Raw genomic sequence first — 20928 nt, 5'->3', positions numbered from 1 at the left:
AGGAGGTCCGGACGGCGTGAGCCATGAGCCGGACCGCCGGGAGCCGGACCGCCGGGATTCGTTTGCCGGACCGCAGTGAACCGGTCCTCAGGAGTGCGACAGCCGGCCCGCGCCGCCCTGCCGACGTATTCGCTCCTGGGACCGCTCGGCGGCCCGCGCCTGTCGCCGCGCCTTGCGCCGCTCGCGCCGCAGGGCACGCGCGGTGCTGCTGGGCGTGGACACCACGCCATGCCGCTGGTTCCACACCTGGCGGGTCACCCAGACGTCGAGGGCGCCCCAGGTGGCCACCACGGTGCTGACGACGCTGCTGATCACCATGGGGAACGCCAGCCAGGAACCGGCCATGGTGCACAGAAAGGCCACCATCGCCTGGATCAGTGTCAGAGCGATGATCAGCACTGCCCGCACCGCCGACGTCCGCACCGGATCGGGCAACCGGCGCCGCCGCGCGGGCTCCTCGATCCACAACGGTCGGTATTCGGGCTGCTCTTGTGCCGCGCCACGCCCGCGGCGCTCAACGGGTTCGGCCGCATTCCGGTACGCAGCCGTTCCGTCCCTGTCCGTCGGAATGTCGTGATCCGGCGCCTCGAGTTGCCGCCGCGCCGTCGCACGCGCCGCCCCGCCGTCCGGCAGCGTCTCTTGTCGCTCCGCCGTGCCCATCACCGTGTCACTCCCCACCGCCAGCAGACCGCTCGCTCCGCGTCCGAAGACCCGGCTCCCCAGTGGCTGCCCGGCTTGCGCTGATTTACGCCGCCCGGGTGCGGGTTGCGGCTCCTGTGGCCGATTCCGCCCCCAACTCCCAACAAGTACGACGAACGAATCCCCTTCAAGATTCCCAACGAACGCAAAATTCCGGCCAACTGGTCAGTCAGACCGATCACGTCCCTGCCGGCGGCCGCCGGGGAAAGACAGGAGGCAATCTCCTCCAATGAGCGGACAACTCCCCATGTCTCGCCCTCGGCGCGGAAGTTCATCTTCCGGACGGGTCTTCGAGTTGCGTGTGGGTCAGTAGTAGGCTCGCGCCGTTTGTTGACGCACATCTGTACCCCTGCCGGTGGGGGTCGAGCTGGGGGAGGCCATGCGCTTTCGCGGGAAATCGATCCGCCGGAAGATCGTGGCGCTGCTCCTCGTGCCGCTGGTGTCCCTGATCGCGATCTGGGGCTTCGCCACGGTACTCACGGGCCGGGAAGTCGCCCAGCTGTTCCACGTGTCGTCCGTCGTCGAGAAGATCGGCTATCCCACCGAGGACACCGTCCGGGTCCTCCAGCAGGAACGCCGGCAGACCCTCGTCTATCTCGCCGACCCCCGGGCCTCCGACGCGCTGTCCGCGCTGCGCAGCACACGCAGCGCCACCGACGACGCCATCGTCAAGATCCGGGAGAACGCCAAGGACCCCGACGTCCGCGACGGACTGGACGCCGACGAGGACGAACACCTCACCACCATCCTGGACGCGTTGGACGGCATCGACTCCCTGCGCCGCAGCGTCGAGGAGGGCACGGTCGACAGGATCCAGGCCCTCGACCTGTACAACCGTCTCGTCGACCCCTGCTACGCCCTGCTGGCCTCCATGGACGGCGTCGACAGCGTGGAGCTGGACAAGCAGGCCCGGATCCTGGTGAACATCACCCGCGCCCGCGAACTGCTCTCCCGCGAGGACGCCCTGCTGGGCTCCGCCCTGGTGGTCGGAAAACTCACCCGCGAAGAGATCCGCGACGTCTCCGACCTCGCCGCGCAGCGCACCATGATGTACGACATCAGCCTGCCGGTGCTGCCCGCGGCGGAGCGCGAACGCTACGAACGCTTCTGGAAGAACGCCACCACCGCCCCGCTGCGGTCGGCGGAACAGGCGGTCATCTCCTCCGACCCCGGCGCGCCACCCGGCGCGGTGAGCGCCAAGAGCTGGGACGCCGCCGCGGGCAGCGCCCTCGACGAGCTCGCCACCCTCAACGACCAGGCCGGCGACCGCTACCAGGACCGGGTCCGCCCCGACGCGATGGCCGTCATCGTCAAGGCCGCCGTGGCCGGCCTCCTCGGCCTCGCCGCCCTGCTCTTCTCGCTCGTCCTGTCCGTGCGCGTCGGCCGCGGCCTCATCCGCGACCTGCGACAACTGCGCCTGGAGGCGCACGAGGCGTCCGGCGTCCGGCTGCCCAGCGTGATGCGCCGCCTCTCCGTGGGCGAACAGATCGACGTGGAGACCGAGGTCCCGCGCCTGGAGTACGACAAGAACGAGATCGGCGAGGTCGGCCAGGCCCTCAACACCCTGCAACGCGCCGCCGTCGAGGCCGCCGTCAAACAGGCCGAGCTCCGGGCCGGCGTGTCCGAGGTCTTCGTCAACCTCGCCCGCCGCAGCCAGGTCCTCCTGCACAAGCAGCTCACCCTGCTCGACGCCATGGAGCGGCGGACCGAGGACACCGACGAACTCGCCGACCTCTTCCGCCTCGACCACCTGACCACCCGCATGCGCCGGCACGCCGAGGGTCTGGTGATCCTCTCCGGTGCCGCCCCCTCCCGGCAGTGGCGCAAACCCGTCCAGCTCATGGACGTCGTACGCGCCGCCGTCGCCGAGGTCGAGGACTACGAGCGCATCGAGGTCCGCCGACTGCCCCGGGTCGCCGTCACCGGCCCGGCCGTCGCGGACCTCACGCACCTCGTCGCCGAACTCCTGGAGAACGCCACGGTGTTCTCCCCGCCGCACACCGCCGTCCAGGTGTTCGGCGAGCGCGTCGCCAACGGCTTCACCCTGGAGATCCACGACCGCGGCCTCGGCATGGCCGCCGACGCGCTCCTGGACGCCAACCTCCGGCTCGCCGAGACACCGGAGTTCGAACTGTCCGACACCGACCGGCTGGGCCTGTTCGTGGTCAGCCGGCTCGCCCAGCGGCAGCACGTCCGGGTCTCCCTCCAGCCGTCCCCCTACGGGGGCACCACGGCCGTCGTCTTCATCCCTGACACCCTGCTGACGGACGACGTCCCGGACACCAACGGCATCGGCTTCCGCCTCGACCGGCCCCGGCCCTCCAAGGAGGCCGAGCTGGAGGAGGCCCGCCGCGCTCCGCTCTCCCAGGTGCAGGGGAAGCTGCCCAGCCTGCCGGCGGCGCTCCTGGACGGTCCGGTCGAGCTGGAGGCCCCCGTCGACCTCGACGCCCTCGGCGACTTCCCGGGCGCCCTCGACGAGGAGGACAGCGAACGCGGCGGACTGTTCCGCCCGCGCCGCTCCCTGCGCACGGACGACGAGACGGCCACCCGGCACGGCGAGCCGCAGCACCAGGCCCCCGAGCCGGGCGCTACGGACCGGGCCGACGACGACCTCGACGCCCCGGTCCCCATGCCGCGACGCCGGACCCCCAAGCTGGTCAGCTCCCACGGCCGCCCGGTCACCGAGCAGCGAGGCCGGCGCGAGGACCCGGACGAGGAGGCCCCGACGGGCCCGAGCCGGTCGCGCCCCCAGCCGGCCGCACCCCTGGGACCGGCCCCACTGCCCACCCGCCGCCGCGGCGCGAACCCGCTGCGCCGGAGCACCGACGTGGCCGACCGCCTCGACGACCAGAGCAGCGAGCCTCCGACCACCGAACGGCCCGAGGCCCCCGCCCTCCCCAGGCGCAACCGGCACGCCGAGATCACGTCGAGCGGGCCGAGTGAGCCGAGCGCGCCCGCCGGACCCCCCGGCACAGCACCCCAGCCAACCGACTCCGGCACGGCTCCTCTGCCCCGCCGCGTACGCCAGGCGAACCTGGCTCCGCAGCTGAAGCAGAGCACCGGTCGGCGCACCGACGACACGGCGGAGCCGGTCGAGTGGGACGCCGACGAGGTACGCAGCCGTATGGCCTCGCTCCAGCGCGGCTGGCAGCGCGGCCGCGAGGAGAACGCCGCGGGCGACGACGCCCACAGCGGCACAGCACCACAAGGAACGAAGGGGGACGGTCGATGACCGCACCGAAGGCGACCGACCACACCGCGGGCAACAAGAACGGCGAGCTCAACTGGCTCCTCGACGACCTCGTGGAGCGCGTCGCGAGCATCCGCAAGGCCCTCGTGCTCTCCGGCGACGGCCTGCCGACGGGCGTGTCCAGAGACCTGACCCGGGAGGACAGCGAGCACCTGGCCGCCGTCGCCTCCGGTTTCCACAGCCTCGCCAAGGGCGTGGGCGCGGCACTTCGAGGCGGGCAACGTCCGGCAGACGGTCGTCGAGCTCGACGACGCCTTCCTGTTCGTCACGGCCGCCGGCGACGGCAGTTGCCTCGCGGTCCTCTCGGACGCGGATTCCGACGTAGGCCTGGTGGCGTACGAGATGACGCTCCTGGTGAAGCGGGTCGGTGTGCATCTGGGTGCCGCTCCGCGCACCGATCTGCCTCAGGGCGGGTAGTGGGATGACATGAGCTCAGACGGTCAGGGAAGAAGCCACTGGTTCGACGACGAGGCCGGACCGGTCGTCCGTCCGTATGCCATGACGCGCGGCCGCACCACGAGTACGGGCCAGCACCGCCTCGACCTCATCGCGGTGGTCGTCACGGAACCCCAGGCGGACGACGCGGAAGGCGACCACACGCTGTCCCCGGAACACGTGGACATCGTCGACCTGTGCCGTGACACCCCGCAGTCGGTCGCCGAACTCGCCGCCGAACTCAACCTGCCCATCGGCGTGGTGCGCGTGCTGGTGGGCGACCTTGTGGCCGGGGAGTTCGTCCACGTCAACCGGCCTGTTCCCCCTGCCGAACTGCCGGACGAGAGCATTCTGCGGGACGTGATCGACGGCCTCAGGGCGCTGTGATCGAGCGCCCGGCCCATGAAGGAGGCGGTTCCGTCAGCGCCGCGAGGCGCTGACGGACCGCATCGGGGAAGGGGGTCGCCCGGCCCGATGTCCGGTCGACGTGGAGGGCGAACAACTCCGTGGTGGCGACCGGCCCGTCCTCCGCTTCCGGCCCTGCGACGCCTGCGGTGACGTACATCTCGTGCGTGAAGCGCGCCTTCTTCCCGGCCGCGCCGAGCACGCGGGTGCGTACGGCGAGCCGAGCACTCTCCGGTACGTCCCGCAGGTAGCGGATGTGGGACTCGACCGTGTACATCGAGCAGCCGGTGCTCTCGCGGTACCCGGGCCCCATCCCCGTACGCTCCATCAGCGCGTCCGTCGCGTGACCGAAGACCAGGACGTAGAACGCCTCGCTCATGTGCCCGTTGTAGTCGATCCACTCCGGGCGCACGGTCTCGCGGAACAGCGGCAGGCCCGGCAGGTCCTGGAGACCTGACACGCCTGGCGTTTCTGGCCCGTACGGCGGCCCGGGCACGCTCACGTGGCACCGGCCCCGGGAAGGCGGCCGGTGGCGCGCAGGACCGCTATGACTCCCCGGTCGCGTTCGGCGACCAGGTCGGCGATCGTACGGCCGTCCGCCGCGTCGTCGCAGCCGGCGACCACGGCGTCGTAGAGCGCCTTGTCCAGTTCCGGGGCCGCCAGCCGGGTCCACGGGGACTTCAGGGACGGACCGAAGTGGTCGAGCATGTGGGCCATGCCGCCCTCGCCGCCCGCGAGGGCGAAGGTGAGCATCGGACCCATGATCGCCCAGCGCAGTCCCGGGCCCTCGGTGATGGACCGGTCGATGTCGTGGACCGTCGCCTCACCGCTCGCGACCATGTGCAGGGCCTCCCGCCACAGGGCCTCCTGGAGCCGGTTGGCGATGAAGCCGGGGACCTCGCGGTCCAGGGTGATGACGGACTTGCCCGCCGCCTCGTAGAAACGGGCCGCCCATCGGACCGCCTCCGGGTCCGTCCGTTCCCCGCCGACGACCTCGACGAGCGGGATCAGATAGGGCGGGTTGAACGGGTGGCCGACGACCAGCCGGCCGGGCGTGACCGCCTCGGTCTGCATGTCGGTCATCGGATAGCCGGAGGTGGAGGAGGCGATGACGACGCCGGCGGGTGTCGCGGCGTCCAGCTCGGCCAGCAGGTTGCGCTTGAGGTCGAGCTTTTCCGGCGCACTCTCCTGCACGAACTGGGCCTCGGCCACAGCCTCGTCGAGCGTCGCCGTGACCGTGAGGCGGTTGGCGGAGGCGCCGGGGGCGAGACCGAGCTGTTCGAGCGCGGGCCAGGCAGCATCGACGAGGCGGCGCAGCCTTGCCGCGGCGTCGGGGGCCGGGTCCCACGCCCGGACGTCATAGCCGCGGGCGAGGAAGTGGGCGACCCAGCCGCCGCCGATCACTCCGGCGCCCACGCAGGCCACGCGGCGTGCGTCCTCGGGGGAGGGAATGGGGGCGGAAGTCTCCGTCACTGAGGGCTCCTTACTGAGGACTCCTTGAAAAACGGGACGGATGAGCCACTGCTCAACTCCGGGGCTTGAGGCCGAGTGTGAGCCGAGCCTCGTCCGGTGTCGCGACCCGCGCCCCCAACGCCTCGATGATCGTCACGGCCCGCTCCACCAACTCGGCGTTCGTCGCCTTGACCCCCTTGCCCAGGTAGAGGTTGTCCTCCAGACCGACCCGCACATGGCCGCCGAGCAGCATCGACTGAGCGACCCACGGCATCTGCATGCGGCCCAGCGCGAAGCTGGCCCACTGGGCGCCCTCGGGCAGCATGTTCACCATCGACTGGAGAACTCCCGGGTCGGCGGGCGCGCCCCACGGGATGCCCATGCACAGCTGGAACACGGTCGGATCGTCCAGCAGTCCCTCGGCGTGCAACTGCTTGGCGAACCACAGGTGTCCGGTGTCGAAGATCTCCAACTCCGGCCGCACACCCAGCTCCTGGATACGCTTGGCGCCGGTGCGCAGCATGTCGGGCGTGGAGACATAGAGGTTCGACCCGTCACCGAAGTTGAGCGAACCGCAGTCCAGGGTGCAGATGTCGGGCAGCAGGTCCTCGACGTGCGGCAACCGCTCCAGGCCGCCGACCAGGTCGGTGCCCGGGAGTTGCCTGAGCGGTTCTTCCGGGTCGATGACCAGGTCGCCGCCCATGCCCGCGGTGAGGTTGATGACGACGTCGGTCCCGGTCTCCTTGATCCGCTCGACGACCTCGCGGTACAGGCGAGGGTCGCGGGAGGGCGCTCCGGTCTCGGGGTCGCGTACATGGATGTGGACCGCGGCGGCACCGGCCTCCGCGGCCTGCACCGCGGAGACGGCGATCTGCTCGGGGGTGACGGGGACGTGCGGGCTCTTGCGCACGGTGTCGCCGGCGCCGGTGAGGGCGCAGGTGATGATGACGTCCTGGTTCATGGTCGCGTTGGTTCCTCTCTGTGCAGAGGCGTGGGGCGACGGGAGGATTCCGACCCTAGCCGCCGGAAGGCGACGTCCTCAAGAGTCTGTTTCACAATGCGGGCATGCGTCGCACGAAATGAACGCGGGTAGTGCACGCTGCACGTGGCTCCCTCCCGCGTGACCACTCCTCAAAGCGCCTGTGCTCCCTGTGCGGCCTGTGCGATCTCCTCCGCCGCCGCCCGCACGAGCGGCCCGAGCGCCGCGAACCGTGACTCGGGGACCCGGTCATGCGGACCCCAGATGCTGACCACGGCGAACGGTCGACCCCGGCCGCCCAGCACCGGCGCGGAGACCCCGTAGAGGTTCCGCTCCATCTCGCCGACGCAGACGCTGTAACCGCGCTCTCTGGTCCGCTCGAGCTCGGCCCGCAGTCGCGCCCGGCCCGTGATGGTGGTGTCCGTGTACGCGTCGAGCGGCCCGTCGAGCAGTGACTGTGCCTCCTGCTCGGGCAGCCAGGCCAGCAGCGCCTTGCCCGTGGACGTGGCGTGCATCGGCACCTGACGACCCAGCCACTGGGCCGCCAGCACCACCGGCGGCGTCACCTCGTCGATATAGGTCAGCCCGAGCTGCTGCACCACCGCGAGGTTGGCGGTCTCGCCGGTCTGCTCGCTGACCCGGCGCAGAGTGGCGTGCGCGCGGCGGATCAGGCCGTCGAAGCCGGCGGTCGATGCCATCAGGGCGACCGCGAAGCCGATCGTGTAGCGGTTGGTGACCGGGCTGCGCTCGACCAGGCCGTGCTGCTCCAGCGTGGACAGCAGCCGCCAGGCCGTGGCGCGGTTGAGCCCGCACCGCGCGGCCAGGTTCGACGCCGTATCGCCGTCCGGCGCGCTGTCGGCCGTCGCCTGCAACAGGATGATCGCCCGCTCCAGCGACTGGACCTTGCCCGACGCCCCTCCCGGCTCGGTGGCCAAGGGGGACTCGGCGGTGTCGGTGGTGTCGGTGGTGTTGACGGGGCGCTCGGCCTTCGGCATACGCATCTCTTCCTCGGCTCCTGAAGGGGCTACTTGACAGCCTTCTTCATAATCTCACCATCCGCGCAGGAATCGCGTTATGTGAACACTCCTGCCTTCCGGCCAAGGGCGAGGACAAGCCCCACCGAGGCCCTCCGCCACCAGGTGCACCGCGGGCGACGAAACAGCCCTCCCGTTATGATCTGACCCATCGTCGACGACCATCCGCAGCAGGTCCCCCACCAGGCTGTGGACACGGTGCCGAGCAGTGCGATCGGGGAGACGGATGTGACGACGGGCTGGCAGTTCTGGGTCGACCGAGGCGGCACTTTCACCGACATCGTCGCGCGTCGCCCGGACGGCCGTCTGCTCACACACAAACTGCTGTCGGACAATCCGGCGCGGTACTCCGACGCGGCGGTCGCCGGTGTCCGCCATCTGCTGGACGGCTCCCAGGGGGCTGTCGAGGCGGTCCGCATGGGGACGACCGTCGCCACCAACGCCCTCCTGGAACGCAAAGGCGAACGGACCCTGCTGGTCGTCACCCGCGGCTTCCGCGACGCCCTGCGCATCGCCTATCAGAACCGCCCCCACATCTTCGCCCGCCGCATCGAACTCCCCGAGCTGCTGTACGAGCGGGTCGTCGAGGTCGACGAACGGATCGCCGCCGACGGAACCGTCCTGCGCGCCCCCGACCTGGACGCCCTCGCCGGTCCCCTTCAGCAGGCCTATGACGACGGAATCCGGGCCGTCGGCGTGGTCTGCATGCACAGCCACCTCCACCCGGCCCACGAACAGGCCGTCGGGGAACTGGCCGCCCGCACCGGCTTCCCGCAGATCTCGCTCTCCAGTGAGGTCAGTCCGTTGATGAAGCTCGTCCCGCGCGGAGACACCGCGGTCGTCGACGCCTACCTCTCGCCGGTGCTGCGCCGCTACGTCCAGCGCGTCGCCGGTGAACTCGACGGCGTGCGGCTGATGTTCATGCAGTCCAACGGAGGCCTCGCCGAAGCGAGGCAGTTCCGCGGCAAGGACGCCATCCTGTCCGGCCCGGCCGGCGGCATCGTCGGCATGGCCCGCATGTCGCAACTCGCCGGCTTCGACCGGGTCATCGGCTTCGACATGGGCGGCACCTCCACCGACGTCTCGCACTTCGCCGGCGAGTACGAACGCGTCTTCACCACGCAGATCGCCGGCGTCCGGCTGCGCGCTCCGATGCTGGACATCCACACCGTCGCGGCCGGCGGCGGTTCGGTCCTCCACTTCGACGGCTCCCGCTACCGCGTAGGGCCGGACTCGGCGGGCGCGGACCCGGGCCCCGCCTGCTACCGGGGCGGCGGCCCACTCGCCGTCACGGATGCCAACGTCATGCTCGGCCGCATCCAACCCGCCCACTTCCCCAGGGTGTTCGGCCCGAACGGCGACCAGCCCCTCGACGACACACTCGTCCGCGACCGCTTCGCCGCCCTCGCGCGCGAGATCCGCGAGCGGACCGGCGACGACCGCACCCCCGAGCAGGTTGCCGTGGGTTACCTGCAGATCGCCGTCGCCAACATCGCCAACGCGGTGAAGCGAATCTCCGTCCAGAAGGGTCACGACGTCACCCGTTACGCCCTCACGACCTTCGGTGGTGCGGGCGGCCAGCACGCCTGTATGGTCGCCGACTCGCTCGGCATCCGCACCGTCCTCGTGCCGCCCATGGCCGGTGTCCTCTCCGCCCTCGGTATCGGCCTCGCCGACACCACGGCCATGCGCGAACAGTCCGTGGAGGCACCGCTGGAGCCCGCCTCCATGCCCGGCGTCCGTGAGACCGCCGACGACCTGGAGAGCGCCGCCCGCGCCGAACTCCTCGCCGAAGACGTCCAGGAGAGCCGCATCCAGATCACCCGGCGCGCCCAACTGCGCTACGACGGCACCGACACCCCCCTCATCGTCGAGCTCACCGAGCCCGACACGATGAGGCACGCCTTCGAAGAACGTCATCGCGCCACGTACTCCTTCACCCTCGACCGCCCGATCGTCGTCGAAGCCCTCTCCGTCGAAGCCACCGGCATCACCGCACCCCCCGATCTCTCCGCCCTGGCCACCTACCAGGGCCACACCGTCGCTGCGCCCGAAACCGCCCGCCTCCACACGGGCGGCGCCTGGCGCGACGTACCCCTCCACCGCCGCGAGGAACTGCCCCCCGGCGAGACTGTCACCGGCCCCGCGATCATCACCGAGGCGAGTGCGACGACCGTCGTCGACGACGGCTGGCGGGCCGCGACGACCCACGACGGGCATCTGGTCATGGAACGCGCGGCGATTACGCAGAGTTCCGATCTCGACACGAAAGCCGACCCGGTTCTGCTGGAGGTCTTCAACAACCTCTTCATGTCCATCGCCGAACAGATGGGCGCCCGCCTGGAGTCCACCGCCCAGTCCGTCAACATCAAGGAGCGGCTGGACTTCTCCTGCGCGCTCTTCGACCCGGACGGAAACCTGGTGGCCAACGCCCCGCACATCCCCGTCCACCTGGGCTCGATGGGCACCAGCGTCAAGGAGGTCATCCGGCGGCGCGGCTCCGCGATGCGGCCGGGAGACACGTACGCGGTCAACGACCCGTACCACGGCGGCACCCACCTGCCCGACGTCACGGTCATCACCCCCGTGTTCGACACCAAGGATCCGACGGACACGGAGAGTGACCCGGAGATCCTCTTCTATGTCGCCGCCCGCGGCCACCACGCCGAGATCGGCGGCATCGCCCCCGGCTCCATGCCCGCGAACAGCCGCAGCATCGAAGAGGAAGGCATCCTCTTCGACAACTGGCTGCTCGCCGAGCACGGCCGCTTCCGCGAGGAGGAGACGCTCCGCCTGCTCACCGAGGCGCCCTACCCCTCCCGCAACCCCAAGACCAACCTCGCCGACCTCCGCGCCCAGATCGCGGCCAACCAGAAGGGCGTCGACGAGGTCGCCCGCATGATCGAGAACTTCGGCCTGGACGTCGTACAGGCGTACATGAAGCACGTCCAGGACAACGCCGAGGAAGCCGTCCGCCGGGTCATCGACGCTCTCGACGACGGTGAGTACGCCTACGAGACCGACTCCGGCGCCGTCATTCGCGTCAGCGTGCGCGTGGACCGTGAACACCGCTCCGCCACCGTCGACTTCACGGGCACGTCACCGCAGCTGACCACCAACTTCAACGCGCCCTTCGCGGTCGTCAACGCGGCTGTCCTGTACGTCTTCCGCACCCTGGTCGCCGACGACATCCCGCTCAACGACGGCTGTCTGCGCCCCCTCGACATCGTCGTCCCGCCGGGCTCCATGCTCGCGCCCGAGCCGCCCGCGGCGGTCGTCGCCGGCAACGTGGAGACCTCCCAGGCCATCACCGGCGCGCTCTACGCGGCGCTGGGCGTGCAGGCCGAGGGCTCCGGCACCATGAACAACGTCACCTTCGGCAACGACCGCCACCAGTACTACGAGACCGTCGCCTCCGGATCCGGCGCGGGCGAGGGCTTCCCCGGCGCGCCCGTCGTCCAGACCCACATGACCAACTCGCGGCTCACCGACCCCGAGGTCCTGGAGTGGCGACTGCCCGTGCAGCTCGACGAGTTCGCCGTACGGCCCGGCAGCGGCGGAGCCGGACGGTGGCGCGGCGGGGACGGCGCGGTGCGGCGCATCAGGTTCCACGAGCCGATGACGGTCTCCACGCTGTCGCAGCACCGCCGCGTCCCGCCGTACGGTATGGCGGGTGGCGAACCCGGCGCGCTGGGCGCCAACCGCGTGGAACACGCGGACGGTACGGTCACCGAACTCGCCGGAAGCGACGCGGCGGACGTCGGCCCCAACGACGTACTCGTCATCGAAACCCCCGGTGGCGGAGGCTACGGTCCTCCGTCGCCCGCACCCCATCAAGCAGGAGAAGAGATCGATGATCTTCGGGCGTTCTGAGCGTGGCAAGCCCCCGGTCGAGCCCGTCACGCTCAAGATCCTGGTGGCCGGCGGATTCGGCGTGGGCAAGACCACCCTCGTCGGCGCGGTCAGCGAGATCAGGCCGCTGCGCACCGAGGAACTGCTCACCGAGGCAGGACGCCCGGTCGACGACACAAGCGGTGTGGAGGGCAAGCACACCACCACCGTGGCCATGGACTTCGGCCGCATCACCCTGCGCGAGGACCTGGTGCTGTACCTCTTCGGCACCCCCGGCCAGGAGCGGTTCTGGTTCATGTGGGACGAGCTCTCCGAGGGCGCCCTCGGAGCCGTCGTCCTCGCCGACACCCGCCGTCTGGAGGACTGCTTCGCCGCTGTCGATTACTTCGAGCGGCGCGCCATACCCTTCGTCGTCGGCATCAACTGCTTCGAGGGAGCGGCCCGTTATCCGGCCCAGGACGTACGCCAGGCCCTCGACCTCGACGACGGTGTACCGCTGCTGTTGTGCGACGCCCGAGATCGGGAGTCCGTCAAGGAAGTCCTGATCGGCGTGGTCGAGCACGCGATGGCGTACGCGGCGGAACGCCGCCAGGCCGTCACGACGTGACGCGGGCGCGGCCCGTACCCCCGCCGACCGGGGTACGGGCCGCTGTCCATGGGCGCACCGCACGCGCGCGTGGACCCTGCTGTCGTCCACGCGCGCGTGGAGCCTCAGTTCTCGCCGTCCTCCTGCCAGCCGAAGCTCTTCTCCACGGCCTTGTGCCAGTTGTGGTACTCACGGTCGCGCACCGACGCCTCCATGGCGGGCGTCCACTCGACGTCCTTCTGCCAGTGCGCCTTGAGTTCGTCCAGGTCGTTCCACACACCGGTGGCGAGGCCTGCCGCGTAGGCGGCGCCCAGGCAGGTCGTCTCGGACACCTTGGGCCGGATCACCGGCACGTCGAGCACGTCTGCCTGGTGCTGCATGAGGAGGTTGTTCTTCGTCATGCCGCCGTCCACCTTGAGGGTGGTGATCTGCACCCCGGAGTCCTGGAACATGGCGTCCACGACCTCCCGCGTCTGCCAGCTCGTCGCCTCCAGCACCGCGCGCGCGAGGTGCGCCTTGGTGACGTACCGGGTGAGGCCGGTGACGACACCGCGCGCGTCGGAACGCCAGTACGGCGCGAACAGACCGGAGAACGCGGGCACGATGTACGCCCCGCCGTTGTCCTCGACACTCGCCGCCAGGGGCTCGATCTCGTCGGCGGTACGGATGATGCCGAGCTGGTCGCGGAACCACTGAACCAGTGCGCCCGTTATGGCAATCGAACCCTCCAGACAGTAGACCGGCGCCTCACTCCCGATCTTGTAGCCCATCGTCGTCAGCAGCCCGTTCTTCGACGGCACCGGGCGGTTGCCGGTGTTGAGCAGTAGGAAGCTGCCGGTTCCGTACGTGTTCTTCGCCGTGCCCACGTCATAGCAGGCCTGCCCGAACACCGCGGCCTGCTGGTCGCCCAGCGCCGAGGCGACCGGTACGCCCGCGAGCTGGCCGACCGCCGTGCCGTACACCTCGGCGGACGACCTGATCTCGGGCAGCACGGCCTCGGGCACGTTCATCGCGGACAGGATGGACGCGTCCCACTGGAGGCTTTCCAGGTCCATCAGCATGGTCCGCCCGGCGTTGGTCACGTCGGTGACGTGCTGCCCGCCGTCCGTACCGCCGGTGAGGTTCCAGATCAGCCAGGAGTCGATGGTGCCGAAGGCGATCTCGCCGCGCTCGGCGCGCGCCCTGAGGCCGGGCACGTTGTCGAGCAGCCAGGCCGCCTTGGGCCCGGAGAAGTAGCTGGCCAGCGGCAGCCCGGTCTGCTCGCGGAAACGGTCCTGCCCGTCCGAGCCGCCCAGTTGGTTGCACAGCGCGGCCGTACGCGTGTCCTGCCAGACGATCGCGTTGTGCACGGGCTTGCCGGTCGCGCGGTCCCACAGAACCGTCGTCTCGCGCTGGTTGGTGATCCCGAGCGCGCTGAGCTGGTCGGCGCGCAGACCAGCCTTGGCGATCGCTCCGGCGACCACTGCCTGCACCTTGGACCAGATCTCGGTGGCGTCGTGCTCCACCCAGCCGGGCTTCGGGAAGATCTGGCGGTGTTCGCGCTGGTCGACGGCGACGATCGCGCCGTTGTGGTCGAAGACGATGCAGCGGCTGGAGGTGGTGCCCTGGTCGATTGCGGCGACGTACTTGGCGGCGTTGTCCGTCATGGCTACCCCTTGGGCTGGGATTCAGGATGCTGCGCAGAGCTGCTCGGAAGCTGCTCAGAAGGCTGCGTTGTAGATGAGACCCGCGAGCGTTCCGCCGATCAGCGGGCCGACGACCGGTATCCAGGCGTACTTCCAGTCGGAGGTGCCCTTGTTCGGGATCGGCAGGAAGGTGTGCACGATGCGTGGGCCGAGGTCGCGCGCCGGGTTGATGGCATAGCCGGTCGGCCCGCCGAGCGAGAGACCGATACCGACCACCAGCAGCGAGACGATCAGCACGAGGGTCCCGGACTCACCGAGCCCCGTGGTCAGCCCGAAGGCGAGGATCGGCAGGACGAGCGCGACGGTCGCGATGATCTCCGTGACGAGGTTGGCGACCGGGTTCCGGATCTCGGGGATGGTGGAGAAGATACCGAGCGTCGGCAGCGGCTCCTCCGCCGTGCCCTCCGTGGTGCCCGTCTCCCTGACATTGGCCTGGAACTGGGCGAAGTACGTGAGATAGCACAGGACGGCGCCGAGCATGGCGCCGACCATCTGGCCCAGCACATAGAGCCAGACCTTGCTCCATTCACCGGTGTCGACGGCGATGCCGAACGTCACGGCCGGGTTGAGGTGTCCGCCGGAGAGGGGAGCGGCGGTGTACGCACCCGCCAGCACGCCGAATCCCCAACCGAAGGCGATCACGATCCACCCTGAGGCCCTCGCCTTGGAATATCTCAGGGTGACGGCGGCGCATACGCCGGCGCCGAACAAGATCAGGATCGCGGTACCGATGATCTCGCCGACGAGAATGTCTCCGTTGCTCATGGCGGCTCCTAGGCCCTGGGCCCGGGACGATCGGCCCCGGTCCTCCGTGCAGGGTGCGGTTCCCTTGGCGAACTGCCGAGGGCAGGGAGAGTCCCGCGCCCCGCCCGGCGTCCGCGACGAGCGTGCCGTCGCAGCCGAATCGCCCGTGGGGGTACGGGCCTCGGCTCAGGTGGACCCGCGCGGCGCAGTGCCTGAATACGCCGAGAATGTACGGCGATGTCGACTGATACCGGAAGTGTTCACCGGCGTCCAGGGAGCGTCAAGGTCGCCGACGGCAACGTTTGAGGGGCTTGTGGCCGAGCCCGAGCAGTGACCTTTCCTCCGGGCCGGGGCGAGGGGCGGAAAGGGCCGCCGGGAATCCGCCTGGGCCGCAGGGACGGCCACGGGCGGCCCTCAAGGTCCTCTCCGGTCCGGCAAGCGGTGTCGGCCTGTGCCGCCTTGGCGTGTGTGGTTGCTGGGCCTGTGCCTGCTCGCGCCTGCGGTTGCCAGGCCGCCCGGCCAGTGCCTGCCCTCCCGCCTACGCCAGTCCGCCCGCATCGGCAGTGCATGCGCCGCCTCTGGATCGAGCAGGGCGAGAAGCCCCCGACGGCCGAGAACATCGTCCCTGCCCCACAGCGCGCGTGGCCGGCCACCTCGGCCAGTGCTTGGTCCGCGCCTACTGCTGCCTGTCCCACGTCGGCCAGTGCCTGCCCCCGCGTCGACCGGCTCCGGGCCGGCCAACGTCCGCCCCGTGTTTACGGCACCGGCCATGCTGCCCCGTGCTACGGCCGCCCGCGCCCACGCCGGCGACTCCCCGGCCGGTATCCGCCCCGCCTACCCCGCCCGCACAGTCGTCGCCCCCGACCCTCGACGGATCTCGTGCCCGGCCAGCCCGGCGCGGCCCAGCACCCAACTCGCCCCGTCCAGGGACTTCGCGGCCTGCTTCAGCGGAGCCAGACAGGCTGCCGCTTCCCGGTGATCCGTCACGCTGCCCGGCACGCACAGCACCGTCGCCAGGGACAGCGTGACGGGACGCCCGCCCGCCGACCAGGGGACGTCCAGCACCGAGGCGGCGAGCGGTTCCAGCCCCTCCGGATCCGCGAGCACCAGGAAGTCGTCCCCGCCGATGTGGCCCACCCGCGCGCTGCCGGACACCGCGTGCAGCAGCGCCCGCCCCACGGACCGGATCAGCTCGTCACCGGCCGCGAACCCGGCCCCGTCGTTGACCTGCTTGAAGTGGTCCACGTCCAGCCAACTGAGCGCGAAGGTCCGCCCGTTCGCGATCCGCCGGTCCACCTCGGCGGTGATCGCGTCCGAACCGGGCAGCCGTGTCAGCGGATTGAGCCCGGCGGCCTCCTCGACCCGGTTCTCGGCCAGGGCTCGCACGAGGTCCGCGAGCCGTACGACACCCACGCACCGGCCGTACCGGTCGACGACGGCCACGTCGTCCGACGTACGGTCCCGGTCCCCGACGGCCACCACGTCCAGGACCTCCCACGCCGTGGCGTCGACGCCCACCGTCCTGGGCGGGTCGCCGAGCTTGGCGGCGGGCCGATCGGCGTACAGGGCATGCCCGTAGCGGCCCGACATGGACAGCAGGAAGCGGGACCGGTGCACCGACCGCACAGGCGCCCCGTCCCGGTCCACGAGGAGCACCCCGGACACGTCCGGCGACCCCGTCAGCAGCGCCCGCACCTGGCTCGCCGACGCGGTGGCGGGCAGCAGCGCGGCGGGCCGTACGAACTCCCGCACTGTCGGCCCCGAACGCGGCGGCTCGACGACACCGGGGGAGCGGGGCGGAACGTATACGTCCGCGGCCGGCAGCCTCGACGTCGGCGCGAACAGCTCGCCCTGCGCGAGCTGCGCCCCGGCCGACAGCGCCGCGGCGCACTGCAGTTCGGTCTCCACCCCCTCGACGCACAGCAGCGCACCCAGCTCGTCGCACAGGGTCCGCATCGCCCGCACGGCCGCCGGCCGCGCGAGCAGCGACGCGTCGAGTTTCACCAGGTCGGGCGCGATGTCGGTGAGGAGCCGCAGCGGTACGTCCCCGTCGCCGACACCGTCCGCACTGATCCGGAACCCCTGCTCCCGCAGCCCGGCCAGTGCCTCCAACAGCGCTTGTTGCGGTACGTGGGTGTACGGCGGGCCGACGTCGATCGTCACCTCCCACGGCAGCCGCCCCGCCTGGCGCACGGCGTCGTGCAGCGGGGTGAGTCCGCCGAGGTCGGCGAGGGTGCCGGCGAACACGTTGACGTGCAGTGGCAGCAGGGTCTCCCTGCGAACCGCCGAGCGGACCGCCAACACCGCCAGCCGACCGTCGAGTTCGGGGTCACGGCGGGCCTCGGCCAGGATGTCCCCGGTCTCCGGGCGGGCGAGTATCTCCAGCCCCGCGACCCCGCCGGTCGTCAGATTGACCACCGGCTGGAAGGCGAAGCGGAGAGTATCCGTCCAGGAGCGCACGGGAGCATGATGGCGCTGTCGGAGGACGCCCAGGCCCAGTTCATGAGACGTTCACGCAGGATTCCGGGATGGTCACACAGCGTATGGGAAAGCCCTTGCGGCCCTTGGTCCCCTCTGTGGGCCGGCCGGACTCCTCCCGCCCCGCCCTCACCGCACCGCGATCACCGCCGACCCATGCCCGAACAGCCCTTGGTTCGCCGTGATTCCCACCCGCGCGCCCGCGACCTGCCGGTCACCCGCAGCCCCTCTCAACTGCCAGGTCACCTCGCACACCTGGGCGATCGCCTGGGCCGGCACGGCCTCTCCGAACGAGGCGAGCCCACCGCTCGCGTTGACCGGTATGCGTCCGCCCAGGGTCGTCGCGCCTTCCCGCAGCAGCTTCGCCCCCTCGCCCTCCCCGCACAGCCCCAGGTCCTCGTACCACTGCAACTCCAGGGCGGTGGACAGGTCGTACACCTCGGCCAGGGAGAGATCCTCAGGCCCGATGCCCGCCTCCTCGTAGGCCGCCCGCGCGATGGACGACCGGAAAGGCTCGTCGGCCGGCTCGGCCGCCACGGCGGAGTCCGTCGCGATGTCCGGCAGATCCAGCACGGTGTTGGGGTAGCGCGGCGTCACCGTGGACACGGCCCGAATCCGCACCGGATCCGCCACCCCGTGCCGGCGCGCGAACTCCATGCTGGACAGCACCACGGCCGCCCCGCCGTCCGAGGTCGCGCAGATGTCGAGCAACCGCAGCGGATCGGCGACCACCGCCGAGGCGGCGACCTCCTCGGCGGTGACCCGCTTGCGATAGCGGGCGTAGGGATTCAGCGCGCCCAAGGCGGCGTTCTTCACCTTGACCTGTGCGAAGTCCTCCGTCGTGTCACCGTGCACGGCCATCCGCCGACGCGCGTACAGCCCGAAGTAGGCGGGGTTGGTCGCTCCGAGGACCCGGAAGCGCAGCCAGTCCGGATCACCGGGCCGGTCTCCGCCCGCGGGCCGGAAGAACCCCTTCGGCGCGGCGTCGGCGCCGACCACGAGCACCACCTCCGCGAGGCCCGAAAGTATCTGTCCGCGTGCGGTGTTGACCGCCTGCGCCCCCGACGCGCACGCCGCGTACACGCTCGTGACCCGCGCCCCCTGCCAGCCCAGTGCCTTCGCGAACGTGGCCCCGGCCACATATCCCGGATAGCCGCCCCGCACGGTGTTCGCGCCGATGACCGAGCCGACCTCCCGCCAGTCCAGCCCGGCGTCCGCAAGGGCCGCGCGGGCCGCCACCACTCCGTATTCGACAAAGCCACGCCCCCATTTCCCCCATGGGTGCATGCCCGCGCCGAGCACGGCCACCTCACCTGTCACGCCGTCACCCCCGTCGGCCGCCATTTCCAGGTCGTCCAGCTCGTCTCCGCGTCCTCATGGAGCACGCCGGGCACGGCCTCCACCTCCATGCCCACCGCCAGATCGGCGACGGTGATTCCGGGAACCGCCTGTCCCAGCACCACCATCCGCTCTGCCTCCAGCTCCACAGCGATCAACGCGCACGGCTCCCACGGAAGTTCCGGATTGGTCACATAGGGTGACGGAGGCCGATATCGGCTGTCGGTGTACGACCAGATGCGTCCGCGCCGGGAGAGCGGGACCTCCTCCAGATCGCCGCCCTGGCACCCGGGATTGCGGCAGTTGAACTCCTCGCGGGGGAAGAAGACCGAGGCGCAGGCGCGGCAGCGGGTTCCGAGCAGCGTGAAGTCGTCCCCGTCTCCGGCGAACAACCCGGCGACCACAGGTGTAGGCGTAAGCGACACGTTCCCTCCCGGCATCGAATCTGACGGATCGTCAGAAGTGTGCCACGGCGGGCGTCACATGGGCAGGCCCGTCGTCGTGATGCTCACTTCGAGGCGAACTGCATCCGATCGCTTCCCCGGCGGAACACACTCCTGATAGATGCAGGAGACATGACACGACTCACGAGCGCAGTACGCAGGCTGGTCGCCCCGTTCGCCGTCCTACTGGCCGTGACCACCGCCTCCGGCACCGCCCGGGCGAGCGCCGAACCCAAGGCGCCGGAGGACTTCGTGGCCCTGAGAACCGTGGACCCGACGATCATCCAAGAGATGCGCTACTTCACCCCGCACAACTTCGTCGGCGAGCGCATCGACGGCTACCGGCAGCCGGTCTGCATCCTCACCCGTCCCGCCGCCCAAGCGCTCCACCAGGCGCAGGTGGAACTCCTGCGCCAGGGCTACACCCTCAAGGTGTACGACTGCTACCGGCCGCAGCGCGCCGTGGACCACTTCGTGCGCTGGGCGAAGGACCTCGACGACCAGGCCATGAAGAGCGAGTTCTACCCGGACGTCGACAAGACCCGTCTGTTCGAGGACGGTTACATCGCCGAGAAATCCGGCCACAGCCGCGGCTCCACCATGGACCTCACGATCGTGAAGCTCCCAGCGAGGCCGACCAGGCCCTACGTTCCGGGAGAGCCCCTGGTGCCCTGCTACGCCCCCAAGAGCGAGCGTTTCCCCGACAACTCCGTCGACATGGGTACCGGGTTCGACTGCTTCGACACCCTCTCGCACACCCTCGATCCCCGCATCCAGGGTGAACAGCGGGCCAACCGGCTGCTCCTCAAGAGCACCCTGGAGGCTCTCGGCTTCGTGAACCTCGCCGAGGAGTGGTGGCACTACACCTACAAGCCCGAGCCCTATCCGGACACCTACTTCGACTTCCCGGTGTCCGCGAAGTCGCTGACCAACAGCCACTGAACGCTGACCGACAGCAAGAAGGCCACCTCCGGAAGACGCCCTTCCGGTGATCGGATACAGTCCGCCGCGTGTCCGAAACTCAGCACTCCATCACCAACTCCGCGCCCGGCTCCCACTGTTCGGCCTGCGGAGCTCTCTACGGAGAGGGCGTCTCCGACTGGCCCCGCACCTGTCCGGCCTGCAGCACGGTCGCCTACCGCAATCCGCTCCCCGTCGCGGTGGCCCTCCAACCCGTGTACGACACGCAGGGCACCGCCCTGGTGGTCATCACCCGAACCATCACCCCCGCGCGCGGAGGCATAGCGCTGCCCGGCGGCTACATCGACGACCGCGAGGACTGGCGGCAGGCCCTCGTCCGCGAGCTCAAGGAGGAGACGGGCATCGACGCGGCGAGCCGCGACGTACGGCTCGTCGACGCGCTGAGCTCCTCCGACGGGCACCTCCTGCTGTTCGGGGTCCTGCCCGAGCGCTCCGCGGACGGGCTCACGCCGTCCGCGGCCACGGACGAGACGGAGGGCTGGCACCTCCTGCGCAGGCCGGAGGAGCTCGCCTTCCCCCTGCACACGCTGGTCGTGCGGGCATGGTTCGAAGGCCGGTACGTCTGAC

At 70.5% G+C, this 20928-nt stretch carries 16 protein-coding genes and 1 pseudogene; 7 read left to right on the top strand and 10 right to left on the bottom strand.

Features of this window, described 5'->3' with window-relative positions; all coding sequences use genetic code 11:
* Positions 1-87: 87 nt before the first annotated feature.
* Positions 88-660: a hypothetical protein gene (locus tag QFZ76_RS09980; RefSeq protein WP_307673383.1), complete on the bottom strand. Its 573-nt coding sequence runs from the start codon at positions 658-660 to the stop codon at positions 88-90.
* 418 nt (positions 661-1078) lie between these two features.
* On the opposite strand from QFZ76_RS09980, the gene QFZ76_RS09975 reads away from it, so the two are divergent.
* The 3 genes and pseudogenes from QFZ76_RS09975 to QFZ76_RS09965 all read left to right on the top strand — a co-directional run bounded on the left by QFZ76_RS09975 (position 1079) and on the right by QFZ76_RS09965 (position 4771).
* Positions 1079-3931, top strand: a complete 2853-nt coding sequence (locus tag QFZ76_RS09975) for a nitrate- and nitrite sensing domain-containing protein (protein WP_307673382.1) — start codon at positions 1079-1081, stop codon at positions 3929-3931.
* Positions 3928-4366, top strand: a pseudogene (locus QFZ76_RS09970) (roadblock/LC7 domain-containing protein). Before QFZ76_RS09975 ends, QFZ76_RS09970 begins: the two are co-directional and overlap by 4 nt.
* A gap of 9 nt (positions 4367-4375) precedes the next feature.
* Entirely contained in the window at positions 4376-4771 is a 396-nt protein-coding gene (locus QFZ76_RS09965; RefSeq protein WP_266443304.1) for a DUF742 domain-containing protein, read from the top strand.
* Here QFZ76_RS09965 and QFZ76_RS09960 read toward each other — a convergent pair.
* From QFZ76_RS09960 to QFZ76_RS09945, 4 genes are all read right to left on the bottom strand, one after another.
* Positions 4758-5231 carry a thioesterase family protein gene (locus tag QFZ76_RS09960; RefSeq protein WP_307679974.1) on the bottom strand — a complete coding sequence of 158 codons (474 nt, stop codon included), beginning with the start codon at positions 5229-5231 and terminating at the stop codon, positions 4758-4760. The two genes, QFZ76_RS09965 and QFZ76_RS09960, sit on opposite strands and share 14 nt — an antisense overlap.
* 56 nt (positions 5232-5287) lie before the next feature.
* Positions 5288-6241 (bottom strand): 3-hydroxyacyl-CoA dehydrogenase NAD-binding domain-containing protein, encoded by a 954-nt coding sequence (locus QFZ76_RS09955; protein ID WP_307679973.1) that lies wholly within the window; start codon positions 6239-6241, stop codon positions 5288-5290.
* Positions 6242-6314: 73 nt separating this feature from the next.
* The gene (locus QFZ76_RS09950; protein WP_307673381.1) at positions 6315-7202 is read right to left on the bottom strand and encodes a 3-keto-5-aminohexanoate cleavage protein; all 888 of its coding nucleotides are present in this window, start codon (positions 7200-7202) and stop codon (positions 6315-6317) included.
* Positions 7203-7372: 170 nt separating this feature from the next.
* Complete coding sequence (locus QFZ76_RS09945) at positions 7373-8221, bottom strand: IclR family transcriptional regulator (protein ID WP_307673380.1); 849 nt, start codon at positions 8219-8221, stop codon at positions 7373-7375.
* Positions 8222-8482: 261 nt separating this feature from the next.
* On the opposite strand from QFZ76_RS09945, the gene QFZ76_RS09940 reads away from it, so the two are divergent.
* Complete coding sequence (locus tag QFZ76_RS09940; RefSeq protein ID WP_307673379.1) at positions 8483-12127, top strand: hydantoinase B/oxoprolinase family protein; 3645 nt, start codon at positions 8483-8485, stop codon at positions 12125-12127.
* Positions 12108-12713, top strand: coding sequence for an ATP/GTP-binding protein (locus QFZ76_RS09935; RefSeq protein WP_266443316.1), 606 nt, complete (start codon positions 12108-12110; stop codon positions 12711-12713). Before QFZ76_RS09940 ends, QFZ76_RS09935 begins: the two co-directional genes overlap by 20 nt.
* Positions 12714-12817: 104 nt before the next feature.
* Here QFZ76_RS09935 and glpK read toward each other — a convergent pair whose 3' ends face one another.
* The 5 genes from glpK to QFZ76_RS09910 form a co-directional block, all read right to left on the bottom strand.
* Positions 12818-14338: a glycerol kinase GlpK gene (gene glpK / locus QFZ76_RS09930; protein WP_307673378.1), complete on the bottom strand. Its 1521-nt coding sequence runs from the start codon at positions 14336-14338 to the stop codon at positions 12818-12820.
* A 54-nt stretch (positions 14339-14392) separates the two neighbouring features.
* Complete coding sequence (locus QFZ76_RS09925; protein ID WP_307673377.1) at positions 14393-15142, bottom strand: MIP/aquaporin family protein; 750 nt, start codon at positions 15140-15142, stop codon at positions 14393-14395.
* Positions 15143-15955: 813 nt separating this feature from the next.
* Positions 15956-17581 (bottom strand): GGDEF domain-containing protein, encoded by a 1626-nt coding sequence (locus QFZ76_RS09920; protein ID WP_307673376.1) that lies wholly within the window; start codon positions 17579-17581, stop codon positions 15956-15958.
* Between the two features lie 147 nt (positions 17582-17728).
* Positions 17729-18919, bottom strand: a complete 1191-nt coding sequence (locus tag QFZ76_RS09915; RefSeq protein WP_307673375.1) for a lipid-transfer protein — start codon at positions 18917-18919, stop codon at positions 17729-17731.
* Positions 18916-19377, bottom strand: coding sequence for a Zn-ribbon domain-containing OB-fold protein (locus QFZ76_RS09910; RefSeq protein WP_373464276.1), 462 nt, complete (start codon positions 19375-19377; stop codon positions 18916-18918). Before QFZ76_RS09910 ends, QFZ76_RS09915 begins: the two co-directional genes overlap by 4 nt.
* A gap of 135 nt (positions 19378-19512) precedes the next feature.
* Between QFZ76_RS09910 and QFZ76_RS09905 the strand changes: the two genes are divergently transcribed.
* Both QFZ76_RS09905 and QFZ76_RS09900 read left to right on the top strand, forming a co-directional pair.
* Positions 19513-20322, top strand: coding sequence for a M15 family metallopeptidase (locus QFZ76_RS09905; protein ID WP_307673374.1), 810 nt, complete (start codon positions 19513-19515; stop codon positions 20320-20322).
* Between the two features lie 68 nt (positions 20323-20390).
* The gene (locus QFZ76_RS09900) at positions 20391-20927 is read left to right on the top strand and encodes an NUDIX domain-containing protein (protein WP_307673373.1); all 537 of its coding nucleotides are present in this window, start codon (positions 20391-20393) and stop codon (positions 20925-20927) included.
* Position 20928: the final 1 nt, after the last annotated feature.

Source organism: Streptomyces sp. V4I2, assembly GCF_030817655.1.
Classification (GTDB): Bacteria; Actinomycetota; Actinomycetes; order Streptomycetales; family Streptomycetaceae; genus Streptomyces; species Streptomyces plumbiresistens.
Note: the sequence above shows the minus strand (reverse complement) of the source record. Positions and strands in the feature narration are given on the sequence as shown.